Origin of the sequence: Cohaesibacter marisflavi (assembly GCF_963665895.2) — a bacterium.
In the GTDB taxonomy this organism is placed as follows: domain Bacteria; phylum Pseudomonadota; class Alphaproteobacteria; order Rhizobiales; family Cohaesibacteraceae; genus Cohaesibacter; species Cohaesibacter marisflavi.
Genome location: NZ_OY762534.1, coordinates 1,236,922 through 1,251,785, shown reverse-complemented (window position 1 = coordinate 1,251,785; position 14,864 = coordinate 1,236,922). Strand labels below are relative to the sequence as shown.

Below are 14,864 nucleotides of genomic sequence, written 5' to 3'. Positions count from 1 at the left end.
AAAAGGGGAATTTGAATGAGTGAAATCAGAGAAGCACCGGTCCTTGACCGTATCCTGACCTTGGAAATCGTTCGCGTTGTTGAACGTGCGGCCGTTTCCGCAGCACGCCTGAGAGGCAAGGGTAACGAAAAGGCCGCCGACCAGGCCGCCGTTGATGCCATGCGCCGCGAGTTGAACCAGCTACCTATCACCGGTCGCGTCGTTATTGGCGAAGGCGAACGGGATGAAGCGCCGATGCTCTATATCGGCGAAGAGGTCGGTAATAAACAGGGACCGAAAGTTGATATCGCTTTGGACCCTCTTGAAGGCACAACTCTGTGCGCCAAGAACCAGCCAAACTCCCTTGCCGTCATTTCCATTGCAGATGAAGGCAGCCTGCTGAATGCGCCTGACGTCTACATGGACAAGATCGCGATTGGCCCGGGATATCCCAAAGGGCTAGTTGATCTTGATCGCTCCCCGGCCGATAACCTCAACGCGCTGGCAAAAGCCAAGGGCGTCGATGTTGCTGATCTCAATGTCTGTATTCTCGACCGACCACGTCATGCCAAACTCATTGAAGATGTACGCGAAACCGGCGCAGCCATCCGTCTGATCGGTGATGGTGACGTGCAGGGCATCATCCATATCACCGACCCTGACGAATCCGGCATGGATATCTATATGGGTATTGGTGGTGCACCCGAAGGCGTGCTGGCTGCCTCAGCTTTGCGCTGTATTGGTGGTCAGATGCAAGGCCGCCTCGTCATCAATAACGACGAACAGCTCCAGCGTGCCATCCGTATGGGCATTGAAGATCCGTCCAAGAAATTCGATATGATGGAATTGGCCGGAGGAGACGTTACTTTCGCCGCAACGGGCGTAACCGATGGCAACATGCTTTCCGGTGTGAAATTCGGCAAAGAAGTTATCAAAACCCAGACGGTTGTGATGCGGTCTTCCACCGGCACTGTTCGCTGGGTCGAAACCGAGCATCGTCAGTTCGAGAAATTCCATCTTGATTGATTTGCTTGACCATTGCGTTTGAAAAAGGCGGGGTAAGATACCCCGCCTTTTTCGTGGTTCCCCTGCACGAACATGCTAAATTGTCAGCCGAAAACTGATTCCTGCAATCGAGAGACTAGATCCAGCAAATGCTATCCGACTATCAAACCAGCAAAAGCTATTTGGGCGTTGATAAATCCGCAAAAGAACGAAGATGGGTAGAAAGCTTGGATCTGAGGGGCGTTGAGCTGGCAAGCGCCATTGCACAAGGGGAAGATATTCCCGATATCGTCGCTCGGGTCATGGTCGCCCGCGGACAGGATAGCGAAAGCGCCGCGCATTATCTGGACCCGAGCATCAAGCGTCTCATGCCAGATCCTTCCACCATGACGGATATGGATAAGGCCGCAGACCGGATCGTCCGCGCCATTCAAAACCGGGAAAAGATCGCGATCTTTGGAGACTATGATGTGGATGGAGCCACATCAAGCGCCCTTATGGCTCTGTTTCTGCGCCATTGCGGCTGCGAGGCAACGATCTATATTCCAGACCGCATATTTGAAGGCTACGGCCCGAACCCCGATGCTATGGACCAATTGATCGAGCAGGGGCACACCCTGATTCTTACTCTGGACTGCGGTTCGACCTCCTTCGATGCTCTGCAACGCGCCCATGAGCGCAAGACCGATGTCGTAGTCATCGACCACCATCAGGTGGGGGAGGAGCTTCCCCTTTGCGTTGCTTTGGTCAACCCAAACCGGCAGGACGATCTGAGCCAATTGGGCCATCTGGCAGCTGTCGGGGTCACATTCATGACCCTTGTTGCCGTGAACAGAGCGCTGCGACAGACCGGCTTTTACAAAAGTGTTTGCCCTGCACCCGATTTGCTTGGCTGGCTGGATCTGGTAGCGCTGGGAACCGTGTGCGACGTGGTTCCTCTTATTGGCCTCAATCGAGCGTTCGTTGTTAAGGGGCTCATGGTCATTCGTGCCAACCGGAATCTTGGTTTAAATGCGCTTTTGGCCGTTTCCCGCGTTTCCGGACCTGTCAGTCCCTATCATCTGGGCTTCATGCTGGGCCCGCGTATCAATGCCGGTGGCCGTATCGGTGACGCGGCGCTCGGAGCCAAGCTTCTGACCAGTGAGGATCAATCACAAGCCGAACATATCGCTTCAGAACTAGAAAGACTGAACAAGGAACGTCAGGCGCTTGAACAGATCATGCTGGAAGACGCCATCGCGCAGGCTGAAAGGCAGCTGATGGAAGACCCCGACGGGGCGGGTCTTGTTACCTACAGTTCTGATTGGCATGCAGGGATCGTCGGGTTGCTGGCTTCACGTCTCAAGGAAAGATTCCGGCGGCCCGCCTTTGCCATTGCACTCGGCCCCGACGGTACTGGCACGGGCTCGGGTCGCTCCATCGCAGGTTCTGATTTGGGGGGCGCCGTACGCGCAGCCCATGCGGCAGGATTGCTTGTCAAGGGCGGAGGCCACGCTATGGCGGCCGGTTTAACAATCGAAACCGACAAAATAAAAGAATTCCGCCATTTTCTTCATGAACGTCTTAGTGAGCAGGTGGAACAAGCACGCTCCAACGATGAATTGAGAATTGACGCAGCCCTGACCGCGACCGGCGCTACAGAAGATCTTGTCAAGATGCTTGAAAAGGCAGGCCCCTATGGCGCAGGCAATCCCGAACCGATCTTCGTGTTTCCCTCCCACAAAATAGCCTTTGCCGATGTCGTAGGGCAGGGGGGACACATCCGCTGTACCCTGTCAAACAGTTCTGGCGGCAAGCTGAAGGGCATTTGCTTCAGAGCCGCTGAAGAACCGATCGGCAAGCTATTGCTGGAGAATAGAGGCAGTAGCCTACATGTAGCGGGCAGCCTCTCCCTTGACTATTGGCAAGGACGGCCCTCCGTTCAGCTCCGCATCATTGATGCCGCCGAAGTCAAAGGGCCATAGCAAGGGGCTTTAATGAGGAGGTTATTCGGCACGTTTGCGCGCAAATTGTTGCTCGATGACTTCCTTGCCCCACGTCGTGTCCGGCTTTTCATCTACAAGCTCGAAGCCGTATGACTCATAGATGTGGCGCGCCGCATCTAGGCCCTTGAAAGTAGAGAGATGAGTTTCCTTGAACCCGGCTTTATCAGAGAAAGCTACAGCGCGACTAAACAGCTGACGCCCGACGCCTTTGCCGCGCAAGCTCCCATCTACGATAAACCACCGCAGATGAGCAATATTGTCGCCTATATCTTCCCCATCCAGAGCAAGGCTGGCCAAAAACTTGCCGTTCTCTTCGACATACCAGAATTGATTGCAAGGCTTGTCCAGCCTCTGCACGAACTCACTCATTCCGCTCGCGACAATTGCCTCGAATACGGCCCCGAAGCCAACCAAATCAAAATAGAATTGAGAATGCAGCGCTGAAATCTGGCCAATAAGGCCCGCTCTATAGCCCGTTTTAATCTCGACTCGTTGTGGACTTTCCGCTGTCTCTGTATGCCCAAGAGCATTGGCGTAGAGCCTCAAGCCTTCAACGATTTTTACGACACTTGACCGGTCCACTGAATCGAGTGCATCGCGAACCTGCTCATTGGCATGCAGGTTGATGGCTTCGAAAAGGGTTTTCCCGCTCTCGCTGAGTGAGAGCCCTTGCTGACGTCTATCGGCTTTGTCGTTTACCTTGACAACCAGTCCCTGTTCAACAAGGCTTTTGACAAGGCGGCTGATGGTCGATTTTTCCAGTATCAGGGCATGGGCCAAATCTTTCGACTTAATGCCGTCGGAAAGGCCGATCTCCAACACGGCGTGCACAGCGCTTAGAGAATAGTCGGTCCCTGCCACATGCTTGGCCAGGACACCCCATTGGCGTACAAGTTGACGCGAAGACGTGCGGATATCATTAACGAGGTTGTCCCTGACATACATTCTGGTTCACCGCTGTGTTATCTGAATTTTTTAGTTCGATTAAGCAACTAATTACGCCCAAAGCACCCCTTTGCGCAAGGTGAAATGAAAAGTCTTTGGACAAACTGTCATCGGAATGAAAAAAAGTCTAAAAAGCCAAATTTGAGGCTTGCGCTTTAGGACAAAGCTTTTTATAAACCGCCTCACCGATTGATGAGCGCCCTTCGTCTAGCGGTTAGGACGCCGCCCTTTCACGGCGGTAACACGGGTTCGAGTCCCGTAGGGCGTACCAATCGCACCCAAAAAAGCCTTCCGCAACTCATTGAGTTTCGGAAGGCTTTTTTGTACAGCACGAAAGTTTGGGGTAAACATCATTTAAGCCTAGCCATGGCATTATCAGCCATCTTCTTTCCTGTTCGCTGCCTTTACATATTTCCGTGCTTCCTGCGGCGTTTTGTGTTCCAAGAAGATCATTACCTCATACTCGGAGCCTCCAGCCTCGGCCAGTTTAGTAGCGCCGGCTTTGCGCAATCCATGTGGTGACCCAGGAACGCGGATTCCTTATATTGTTTCCCAAACCAATTGCCGAACGGTTCAGTTGTATAGCTTTCATCAGAAGATTTGGTTTTCGTGATGAAGGTTTTCTGATGGCTTGGAATGTTGATTAGAAACTCTTCTAGGTTGGCATGAAGTGGCAGGTCAACCAATCCACCTGTTTTGCCCCTATTGTAGCGAATTCCGTTGTCATACAAGCTGTGCCAGCCCATCCGGTTGACGTCCTGTCGAGCAGCTCCCTGCGACGGAACTTCAAAATACTGTCCATCAATATCACCTGTTTATTCCTCCGCACTTGGTGTGCAGACACTAACGGATACAGGTGCGTCAATTTTAATCGCCAATTCACAAGCGAAAAAAGGTGGAGAGGCTGTTTGCTCATCTCAAGCGCATCATGAAACTGCATCGGTTATGCCTCAGAGGGCCAAATGGAGCCAGGGACGAATTCTATGTCGCAGTGACAGCCCAGAACCTGCGCAAGATGACGAATCCGATCTCTATCCCGGCGTGAAGTGCCATCAACAGCCTCTTTACCGCACCAAATTCCTCCTCAAAATCTACCACTTTTTCGACGAAATCCGCCGCAAATACCAATCTCGACCACGGATGAGCAATTTCGAATTATGGAGAGATAGCCCGGTTTGTTTGAACAGTCTTGAGCTTATTTATAAGTGGAGCTGGCCTTGTTTCATCCGGCGATGTTGAACGGTTTCATTCGATTGAAGTGGACCTGATCTGGTGTCTTGCGGTCAATGCATAAGTGCTGTTTTTGTTGATGAAGTTATTCTAACTCTAATGTTAAGAAATACGCGCTTTTTTGTTTAATGTAGCTGTAGGTAATATCGACAGTGGAGGATGACATCGTAGGTATGGTCGATCGTAGCGGTTTAACTTTCTGAGTTGAAGCAACAGCTATGCAAATTGCCCGTTCCGATGTGTCAAATTTGGGTTTCGACTGTTCTGTTGTCTGATGCTTGAAAAGAGTGTCGGACTTTCCGCAGAGTAGTTCCCTAGTGGAGGAAAAATATGAAAATCACACGTCGTTTTGGTCTTGCACTTGCTGCCGGTATGCTGCTCACACCGTTTGTCGCTCAGGCTGCGGATAATTATCCAGACCATGCAGTTAAAATCATCATTCCCTATGGCGCTGGCGGTACGACCGATACATCCGCACGGCAGCTTGCCTCGCAGACCGAAAAGCTGCTCGGCCAACCGATCGTTGTTGAAAATATGCCAGGTGGCAGCGGTGCAAACGCCATGCGCGCCGTTGCGGCGGCTGATGCTGATGGATACACATTAATTGCTGCGACCTCATCACCCTCTTTTGTAACACCAGCTCTGCGCCCGGTCGGTTACGATCCTCTCAAAGATTTTGAGCCTGTTCTCAACTATTCCGGCCCCTATCATGGCGTTCTTGTGAAGGCGGATTCGCCCTACAAGACATTTGAAGACATGATTGAGGCGGCAAAATCCGGCACAAGCCTCAGCTTTGGTACGGCAGGTGCGCTTGGTGGTGCTCATCTGGCATTCACTTCCGTCGCCAAGCAGTCGGGTGGCGCTTTGCAACATGTGCCTTTCAATGGAGCCTCGGCAGCCACCGCGGCAGTTCTCGGCGGTCATGTCGACATCTCGCTCGTTCCAGCCTATCGTGATCTCGTCCAAGACGGGCAGCTTCGCCTGCTTGGTGTGCTTGATGGCTCACGAGATCCTGAATTTCCCGATTCGCCTACTTTGAATGATCTTGGCTACAAAGCTGAGTTCCCCTCGATTGTCGGCATTCTGGCTCCTGCTGGAACCGACCCTGCGATCATCAGCAAGCTGGAAACTGCGTTCACGAAAGCTGCAAGCTCAGATGAATTCAAGAAATTCATGACCAAGCTCGGCCAACCAGTCCGTATCATGTCGGGCGAGGCACTGAAAAAGACGATCTCGGAAAATTTCTACGCCTATCAGGAAATTGCTAAAGAAATCAGCAAGTAAGTGAATGGCAATGACCTCTAAAACAAAGCATTTTCAACTGACCATGCCAGCTCTGACCAGCATTCTATTGCTGGTCAGTTCGCTTGTCGGAATCTGGATCGCGGATTCTGAAATTCAGATTTTTAGCTTTGGCGATCAGTGGCCGGATGCACGCACGGTTCCCGTGGTCGTGCTCTGGTTGCTGGCAGCAATTTCTGCATTGAGGCTGATCCTGAATTTCGGGGAACAGAAAACCCCGATCGGTCCTGTCCATCGCTATGGTCAGGTGTTCATCGTTCTGCTGGCCGCAATTATTGCGCTTTGGTCAATGCCGCATTTTGGTTTTCTTCCTGGAGCCATCTTTTTTGGCATTGTTGCCACGCTGGCGCTGGGTGAGCGGCGGCCGCTGCTTGTCTTGGGGCTTCCTTTGATTGTCGCCATTACCGTCTACTATGGCGGGCGTTACGGCATAGGCGTTCCCCTTCCTTGATGAATTAACATATTTTTAGTGTGAGGACTTCCGCAGTGCTTTGGGATGCATTTCTTCAATTGCTGGATCTCTGGATTGTGGCTGCGGCCCTGATCGGCATTACAACCGGCGTAATTATCGGCGCCATTCCGGGGCTGGGCCCGACAATGGCTATCGCGTTGCTTATTCCGGTAACATTTGCCATGCAGCCCGTTCCCGCCATGATACTGCTTCTGGGTGTCTATCAGGGGGCAATTTTTGGCGGATCGATTTCCGCTGTCCTCCTTAATGTACCCGGCACACCATCCTCGGCGGCGACTGCGATGGATGGTTTTCCCATGGCGCGGCGCGGCGAAGGTGGACGCGCCCTGCGGCTGGCGCTTTTTGCCAGTGTCTTTGGCAATATCTTCAGTTGCCTTGTGCTCATGGCGCTTGCCGAACCTTTTGGCGCGACTGGCGCTTGATTTTGGGCCTGCCGAAATGGCGGTGTTGATGCTGTTTGCACTTTTGGTGATCGTGCTTTTTGGCGGCGGTTCCCGGCTTGATGCCTTGATCATGGTGCTGGTTGGTGTTTGCGCAGGCATTGTCGGACTTGATCCGATCAGTGGTACACCGCGTTTCACGTTCAATTCCTTCGCCATGGAATCCGGCTTCCAGCTCATTCCGGTCCTGATTGGACTTTTTGCAATGTCGGAAGTGTTTCTGCAGGTATTTAACCGAGCGCCGGAGGTTCGCGCCGATGTCATGCCGGAGCTGCGCTCGTCCCATGTGTCCGTTGCTGAAATGTGGCGCATGCGCCTGACGCTCCTCTATTCCTCCATGATCGGCACCTTCGTTGGTATTCTGCCGGGCATCGGCTCCACCGTTCCTGCCTTCATGAGCTACAGTCTGGCGCGCTCACGCTCCAAGGAACCGGAAACATTCGGCAAGGGCGCAGCCGAAGGCATAGCCGCACCCGAGGCTGCCAACAATGCTGTGACGGGCGGTGCTCTGGTCCCCACGCTGGCGCTTGGCATCCCCGGAGACGCGGTCACGGCTGTCATTCTGGGCGCATTCATGCTGCATGGTTTGGCACCCGGTCCGTTTCTCTTTGAAAAGAATGGACTTGAAGTTTACGCCATTTTTGAAGCGTTGCTGTTTTCATCTATTCCGACTGTTATCCTTGGCCTTCTTCTTTTCCGTGCTGCCATTCATGTAACGCGCATTCAGCCACGGCATCTGCTGCCAGCGATTGCCATTCTGGCATTGTTTGGCGCTTTCTCGGTAAACAACAACCTGTTTGATGTTTGGGTCATGTTAGGGGCTGGCTTTTTCGGCTTTCTCTTCCGGCGCAGCGGCTTTCCGCTTCCGCCTCTGCTCATCGGCCTCATTCTCGGGCATCCCTTTGAGCAAAGCGTGCGTCAAGCTTTGCTGACAAGTGGTGGAAAGTTCGCAATTTTTGCAGATTCTCCCATTACGCTCATTTTGCTGGTGCTTATTGTGATGTCGATCACAACCAGCGTCTTCGTATATTTCAGAAGCAAGAGGCCCGGTCGCGATGGCTAATCTTTCCAATTCCAGCATGGTCTGTGATTGCCACATCCATTCCTTCTTCAAACGGCCAGCAAAGACAAGCGGGGCCTATGACCCCCCACTTGTAGACATTGCGGATTATGAGCAGGAGGTGGCTCCTTTAGGCATTAAGCGCGCTGTTATCATTCAGGCGTCAGTCGATGGAACAGACAATTCGCGGCTGGTTGAAACACTCTCGCAATCAGTGGGGCTCTCCTTGCGCGGTGTTGCTGCGATCAACCCGGAAACGGCCGATCTGCCAGCGCTGCATGCAGCTGGCGTGAGTGCCATCAGAATTCAGGACCGCGCGAGATTGGGGGGCAGCGATCTTCACACATTGCCTGCTCTTGGTGAAGTCGCCGCTGGCCTAGGCTGGCACATCGAGTTGAACACCGAACCACGGAGTTTCGACGACATAGCGTCTCTTATGCCGAAGCTTCCGAAAGCGGTTTTACTGGTTCTAGATCATATTGCCCATGTCGACCCTGACGTGCCTGGGGATTTGCAAAAATTGTGCCGTCTGATGGATACGGGCCGCGTCTGGGTCAAGCTTTCCCCCACCCGAGTCAGCCGCCAGATAGGACACTATGACGATCTGGACACTTTGGTCGCAACCATTGCGCAAGCCTACCCGGACCAATGCATTTGGGGCAGCGACTGGCCGCATGTGATGACGAAGCCGCCGCTTCCACAAATTCCACCTATGCTGAAGCTGCTGCAGAGGGTTCTGTCTCCCGAGCAGTATCTGGCCTGCACATGGAAAAACGCCGAAAAACTTTATGGCTTCTAGGAAGCCACGGGTGGGATTTTGAAACCGGATGACATTGAAATCTCTGCGTGGAGGGGGCAGGTCATAGACGCTTCTATCATGCCGAAAGTTGTCTCCGGCAACACCGCATCCCCTGTCGTGATGATCGCCGAAAAAGCCGCTGACTTGTTGCGGTAGTAAAGTGGCGGGCTCCAGAGGCTGGCCTAAACACGGTGCTTAAAGATGAGCGAATCAAAATTTGCAGCATATGTCATCGCCCAGTTTTCCGGGAGAAGCTCACACCTGCGAGAATCGGGTGTGGGCCTGTTCGCCATCAACGCCTATGGGTCCAACTAGGTTGATTTGCTAAGAGAGAGAGATTTTGTCTCATCCTAACCCCATAGGAAAGGTTATGAGACAGACATCAGGCAAAAAAAAATCATCATACAGGATACACTCGAAAAAAGGCGCTTGCTTCACCGAAAAACCGCCGCATAGTATCTACAACCAGATGAGACAAATGCTCTCTTACCTTGAAGCCACTTTGGTACCATTTCATTTGATAACGGACACCGTCGTGGACCCGGAGTTTGCGTTTATCCTGAAGATCTGCCATCACTTGAAGTGAATTGCCCCTATAATTGTAGACACTTTGGGGTTTCAAACTGCCTATCATTTCTCAAGCCTGACGCATCAGTGAAGAGCCTGTCTGATAACATTGATCGTTTCCTTGATCCTTTCTTGGTGACGCTGAGCATTATGGGTCACGGACCAGACTTCGCGCTCGACAAGCGGGGTCTTCGCTCCCAAATGCACTAGGTCATCCTGATGCTCGACGAGGAAATCGGGCAATGCGGCAATGCCGCCCTTTGCGAGGACAGCGGCCAATTGAAGGTCAATGTCATCCAAATAAATGGCAAACTTTCCGCCAGCTATCTGTTTGAGGGCCACATGTTGTGGCGTAGCTACGGTCTCGTCGCTTTGACCAATATAGCGCCTCTTATCTTCGGGCGTGTTCGCAACATAATCTCGATGCCCGTAGAGGTGAAACGCAATCGAACTCATTTTGGAAATCGCGAGATCCCCTTCTTCCGGGCGAGACAACCGAACCGCTATATCAGCCTCGCCACGATGCAGCGAGGCAAAACCGATTTCACCAATGAGCTCGATTTCTAGTTTTGGATGCTTAAACCCGAATGCCAAAAGGGGGGCAATCAATCGCGCTTTGGCAAGAGAGGGTGGGGCCGAGATTTTGATGCGACCACTCATCCCCGGCCGTATCCCTTCCGCACAAAGGGCCGCTTCCTGTGCAGCGTCAGACATGCGGCCCGTTACATGAGCATAATCTTGCCCTGCTGCCGTCAGCACCAATCGCCTTCCGCGACGGTCAAAAAGCTCGAGCCCTGTTTCTCGCTCGAGCGCTTGTATCCGTCGGGTCACTGTGGTTCGTTCAACGCCTAGCTCACGGGCAGCTGCGGCAACGCTGCCGGTTTCAATCACGGCTCTGAAATACCGAATATTCTCCCAATCCATCACACCAGACACGCCTTTCAAGGTTAAAATATGCATCAAATATATGCGCAATTTGCGCATTCCAAAAGGCAAGAAAATTACAGATCCTTCACCTCGTAACGATTTAACGAGGTCAATCATGAACAAGGTTATCGAATTGTCCGGTCCCGGCGCTGTCAAGAATCTATCACTTGTCGTACGAGATCCTGGAATGCCGAGACACGGCGAAATCCGGCTGCGGCAGACATTCGCAGGCGTGAATTTTATCGATATCTATCAACGCAAGGGCATCTATCCGCTCCCCATGCCAGCTATTCTCGGCGTTGAGGGCGTAGGCGTGGTGGAGGAAATTGGAGACGGTGTTAGCCATCTCGCTGTAGGGGATCGTGTTGGCTACGCCGGCGTTGTGGGTGGATACGCTGAGGCTCGAATTTTGCCAGCATGGCGCGCGATAAAGCTTCCAGCAGACATTTCTGACTCGCACGCCGCAGGCAGCCTCCTGCGGGCCTTCACCGCCCATATGCTACTCTTTAGAGTGCACGCAGTGTCACTAGGAACAAAAATCTTGATCCATGCGGGGGCGGGCGGTCTGGCCAGCATTGTGGTGCCTTGGGCCAAACTGTTGGGCGCGCGGGTTATTGCGACAGCAAGCTCGGATGAAAAGGCGCAAGTTGCTTTCGGCTATGGAGCAGATACCGTGATCATTGGCAGAGATGCGGACATAGCTAAAGCCGTGCTAGATTGGACGGATGGCGAAGGTGTGGACTTCACGATCGATGGCATCGGCGAGCCAACATTCAGGGCCTCTTTGGAGGCCACGAAGAAATTTGGAACCTTTGCAAGTATTGGCCAAGCTGGCGGCGCCCTTGCATCGCTAACAGCAACAGATTTGAGTCCTTTGAGAAGTCTTGCATTCCATGCACCAAGTGTGATGGCATATCTGTCAAATCCGGTGCGATACAATGCAGTGACACCCGTGATGATTCATGCGCTAAAAGCCAGTACTGAAATCCCTAGGGAAATCCTGTATCCGCTGTCTGACGCGGGTGCAGCGCAAACAGCTTTGGAAAACGGCCGTACAACTGGCATACCCCTGTTGGTAATCTAGAGCGAGCTTTGGCACGAGACACAAAAGCCTTCTTGTCTCATATGCTGCGCTTCAATCGAATGGCTGGGGTGGGAAAACGGGGCTGCCGAGAAAGCTCGTAAACAAGTGTCCGTATTTGGACGGCCCCGTACCATTTTGATAAACGGGAAATCGAGGCTCTATATATATCACCCAAAATTTCCTAGACATCCAATTGTGCCATAATTCGGATTGGGCCGGCTGTAGCTCTCGCCTTTCTGGCAATAGGTTAAAAAGTGCTATGCAGCCTCGTCCCGAGTAATCAGGCCTTGCCCAGCTATTCCTCCAAGTCAGCGTGTTCAACACCAAGAGCAGAATCCAGATCGTATGCATTCTAGGCAAGGAAAAGGTCGTATGTTGGAAACGAATCTCGTTTGATGCCATCAGCAAAGGGATGATTGTGGGGAATATCTTCGGCATGGCTTTCCGCTAGTTTACAACAATCCTCTTCTCCATAGGCGATGATGGCGAATATAGTCTCATTTTTCCGGGCTGAGGGCTTCGAGCAGAATCTCGATCTCATCGAGCAACGTGCCAATTCGTTCGCCGCCAATTTTGCTTTCAATGTCTTGATAAATCTTGGCACTAGCCGGGGCTAGCTTCCGAATGAATTGGCTTCCTTCCTTACTCAGGCAGACCAATGTGCGCCGACCATCAGAGCTATCACGGCTCACCTCCACAAACCCGCGAGCCTCCAGCGTTCGCATAATGCGTGTAAGGGAAGGGGCAAGAATACAGGCTTGCCGGGCCAGAAAACTGGCGTCCACAGTTCCCAACTCATCCAGTACGCGCATCACGCGCCATTGCTGCTCCGTGACATCATGCTCCGCGAGCAAGGGCCTGAAATAATCCATCACCGCCTCGCGCGCTCTCAATAGGGCGATTGGCAACGTTCTTTGTGTCTGGCTCAGTTCCATGCCAGCGCGGGTCGGTTGTTTTGTCATTCCCTAAACTCCTTCGGCGTGATTGCTTCTACTGTCGAGAAATATTCAGAAATCGATGCAAGATCGCAAATTACCAGACTTTGTAACACTAGACTAAAATTGAATAGTGGCCAGATTGACATTAGCAGAATAATTTAACATGTTAAGTAAATAATTGGGAGGAAATCGTGCCACATCTGAAAATCGAGTATTCAGCGGGTCTGGAAAGCCGTGCTGACATAGCGGAGCTATGCCGTACAGCCTATGAAGCGATGCTTAAAACTGGAATTTTCCCTAAGGCGGGAATTCGAGTGCGTGCCTTCAAGGCGGATTTTGCCATCGTTGCTGATGGGCTGCCGCAAAATGATTTTGCGGCACTCACCCTGTCGGTCGGTTCTGGTCGTTCAACAGCACAGCTCAAGTCTGCAGGGGACGAGATATTCGCAGCAGTCAGCGACGCTCTTCAAGAACCTTTGGCCACGACGCATTTTGCGCTCTCCCTCGAAATTCGTGTCATCAACCCAGACCTGAGCTGGAAAGACACCCCTATTCATGCCCGCCTATCAGGCCAGAATTAAAGGAAGATCTATGAGCGCTCTTGATGAGAATCTATCCAAAGCCCAGGGATATCTTGCGAAATTCCGTGAGACTGGTGTGATGAACCATATCGCCGGGGCCAGTGTCCCTGCGAATACTGGTGATACATTTGAGACCATCTCCCCGGTGGACGGCTCTGTTCTGGCGCAAGTCGCCAAAGGGGATGCGTCCGACATCGATGCGGCTGTCGCAGCTGCCAAGGACGCCTTTGTCGGTTGGTCAAAAATGCCCGGAAAGGAACGAAAGGCCATCCTGATCAAGGTTGCGGAAGCCATTGAAGCCCGGGCCGAGGAAGTTGCCTTTACCGAGTGCATGGATACAGGGCAGGCCCTGCGTTTCATGTCGAAGGCTGCTGTTCGTGGTGCCGCAAACTTTCGTTTCTTTGCCGATCAGGCCCCTTCAGCCGAAGACGGGGTGGCTCTTCGCAATCCCAATCAGATGAATGTGACTTCGCGCCGGCCGATCGGACCGATCGGTGTGATCACGCCGTGGAATACACCCTTCATGTTGTCTACCTGGAAGATTGCTCCGGCTCTCGCCGCTGGTTGCACCGTGGTGCACAAACCCGCAGAATTTTCGCCCATGACGGCCAAGCTTCTTGTTGAGATCGCGGAAGAGGCTGGGTTGCCGAAAGGCGTCCTCAACCTTGTCAACGGGTTTGGCGACGGTGCCGGTCGTGCTTTGACCGAGCATCCGGACATCAAGGCTATTGCCTTTGTTGGAGAAAGTCGCACCGGTTCGCACATCATGCGTCAGGGCGCGGATACCCTTAAGCGGTTCCATTTCGAACTTGGTGGCAAGAACCCGGTAATCGTGTTTGATGACGCCGATCTTGATCGCGCAGTAAACGCAGCAACCTTCATGATTTATTCGCTGAATGGGGAGCGTTGCACCTCATCCTCGCGCCTGCTGGTGCAGGAAAGCATCTATGAAGAGTTCACGGCCAAGGTGGCAGACGTTGCCAAGAGCATCAAGGTCGGGCATCCGCTTGATCCGGAAACTGTCGTCGGGCCGCTCATCCATCCGGTGCATGAGGAAAAGGTCTTGTCCTATTTCGCCAAGGCGCGCGAGGAGGGGGCAACCATTGCAGCTGGTGGTCAGAAGGTCGGTGAGGTTGGTTGCTTTGTTAGCCCAACATTGTTCACCGGTGCCAACAATAGCATGGCCATTGCACAGGAAGAGATTTTCGGTCCCGTTCTGACTGCCATTCCGTTTAAGGATGAAGACGAGGCTTTGGCCCTTGCCAATGATGTTCAGTATGGCCTCGCGGCCTATCTCTGGACAAGTGATCTGGATCGCGCCATGCGCATGACCGACAGCCTTGAGGCCGGAATGATGTGGGTGAACTCAGAAAATGTGCGTCATTTGCCATCGCCGTTTGGGGGCGTCAAAGCATCCGGCATCGGGCGAGATGGTGGGGACTGGTCCTTCGACTTCTATATGGAAACCGTCAATGTTTCCTTCCCAAGACAACATCACAAAGTGCCTCGGTTGGGCTGACCGGCTCAACCCAAGAGCACATTGGGGCAGG

13 protein-coding genes, 1 tRNA gene and 1 pseudogene are annotated in these 14,864 nt (G+C 52.7%); 12 read left to right on the top strand and 3 right to left on the bottom strand.

The features are described 5' to 3' along the window. The first annotated feature begins 15 nt into the window (after positions 1-15). The gene (gene glpX, locus ACKPCT_RS06835) at positions 16-1,005 is read left to right on the top strand and encodes a class II fructose-bisphosphatase (RefSeq protein WP_319568761.1); all 990 of its coding nucleotides are present in this window, start codon (positions 16-18) and stop codon (positions 1,003-1,005) included. Between the two features lie 128 nt (positions 1,006-1,133). Then, a complete protein-coding gene (gene recJ / locus ACKPCT_RS06830) occupies positions 1,134-2,948 on the top strand; it encodes a single-stranded-DNA-specific exonuclease RecJ (protein ID WP_319568760.1) in 1,815 nt (604 codons plus the stop codon). Positions 2,949-2,969: 21 nt separating this feature from the next. On the opposite strand, the gene ACKPCT_RS06825 is transcribed toward recJ, so the two are convergent. Continuing rightward, positions 2,970-3,914 carry a bifunctional helix-turn-helix transcriptional regulator/GNAT family N-acetyltransferase gene (locus ACKPCT_RS06825; protein WP_319568759.1) on the bottom strand — a complete coding sequence of 315 codons (945 nt, stop codon included), beginning with the start codon at positions 3,912-3,914 and terminating at the stop codon, positions 2,970-2,972. 196 nt (positions 3,915-4,110) lie between these two features. Here ACKPCT_RS06825 and ACKPCT_RS06820 point away from each other — a divergent pair. From ACKPCT_RS06820 to ACKPCT_RS06790, 7 genes and pseudogenes are all read left to right on the top strand, one after another. Beyond that, positions 4,111-4,185: transfer RNA gene (locus tag ACKPCT_RS06820), tRNA-Glu, on the top strand. Between the two features lie 612 nt (positions 4,186-4,797). Further along, positions 4,798-4,959 (top strand): annotated as a pseudogene (locus tag ACKPCT_RS06815) (transposase); the annotation flags it as partial. Positions 4,960-5,474: 515 nt separating this feature from the next. Then, positions 5,475-6,428: a Bug family tripartite tricarboxylate transporter substrate binding protein gene (locus tag ACKPCT_RS06810; protein ID WP_090074751.1), complete on the top strand. Its 954-nt coding sequence runs from the start codon at positions 5,475-5,477 to the stop codon at positions 6,426-6,428. A 10-nt stretch (positions 6,429-6,438) separates the two neighbouring features. Beyond that, a complete protein-coding gene (locus ACKPCT_RS06805; RefSeq protein WP_210186811.1) occupies positions 6,439-6,897 on the top strand; it encodes a tripartite tricarboxylate transporter TctB family protein in 459 nt (152 codons plus the stop codon). A 35-nt stretch (positions 6,898-6,932) separates the two neighbouring features. Then, the gene (locus ACKPCT_RS06800; RefSeq protein ID WP_319568758.1) at positions 6,933-7,340 is read left to right on the top strand and encodes a tripartite tricarboxylate transporter permease; all 408 of its coding nucleotides are present in this window, start codon (positions 6,933-6,935) and stop codon (positions 7,338-7,340) included. 28 nt (positions 7,341-7,368) lie between these two features. Then, positions 7,369-8,421, top strand: coding sequence for a tripartite tricarboxylate transporter permease (locus ACKPCT_RS06795; RefSeq protein ID WP_407652460.1), 1,053 nt, complete (start codon positions 7,369-7,371; stop codon positions 8,419-8,421). Then, positions 8,414-9,217, top strand: a complete 804-nt coding sequence (locus tag ACKPCT_RS06790) for an amidohydrolase family protein (RefSeq protein WP_319568756.1) — start codon at positions 8,414-8,416, stop codon at positions 9,215-9,217. The genes ACKPCT_RS06795 and ACKPCT_RS06790 overlap by 8 nt, the downstream gene beginning before the upstream one ends. A 651-nt stretch (positions 9,218-9,868) precedes the next feature. On the opposite strand, the gene ACKPCT_RS06785 is transcribed toward ACKPCT_RS06790, so the two are convergent. Continuing rightward, positions 9,869-10,744 (bottom strand): LysR family transcriptional regulator, encoded by an 876-nt coding sequence (locus tag ACKPCT_RS06785; protein WP_319568755.1) that lies wholly within the window; start codon positions 10,742-10,744, stop codon positions 9,869-9,871. Positions 10,745-10,826: 82 nt separating this feature from the next. Here ACKPCT_RS06785 and ACKPCT_RS06780 point away from each other — a divergent pair, with 82 nt between their 5' ends. Then, positions 10,827-11,795: a quinone oxidoreductase family protein gene (locus ACKPCT_RS06780; RefSeq protein WP_319568754.1), complete on the top strand. Its 969-nt coding sequence runs from the start codon at positions 10,827-10,829 to the stop codon at positions 11,793-11,795. 497 nt (positions 11,796-12,292) lie between these two features. On the opposite strand, the gene hpaR is transcribed toward ACKPCT_RS06780, so the two are convergent. Further along, on the bottom strand, positions 12,293-12,757 hold the full coding sequence (gene hpaR, locus ACKPCT_RS06775) for a homoprotocatechuate degradation operon regulator HpaR (RefSeq protein WP_319568753.1): 465 nt from the start codon (positions 12,755-12,757) through the stop codon (positions 12,293-12,295). A 167-nt stretch (positions 12,758-12,924) separates the two neighbouring features. Here hpaR and ACKPCT_RS06770 point away from each other — a divergent pair, with 167 nt between their 5' ends. After that, positions 12,925-13,314 (top strand): 5-carboxymethyl-2-hydroxymuconate Delta-isomerase, encoded by a 390-nt coding sequence (locus ACKPCT_RS06770; protein ID WP_319568752.1) that lies wholly within the window; start codon positions 12,925-12,927, stop codon positions 13,312-13,314. A 10-nt stretch (positions 13,315-13,324) separates the two neighbouring features. Continuing rightward, positions 13,325-14,833: a 5-carboxymethyl-2-hydroxymuconate semialdehyde dehydrogenase gene (hpaE, locus tag ACKPCT_RS06765; protein ID WP_319568751.1), complete on the top strand. Its 1,509-nt coding sequence runs from the start codon at positions 13,325-13,327 to the stop codon at positions 14,831-14,833. Positions 14,834-14,864 lie beyond the last annotated feature (31 nt).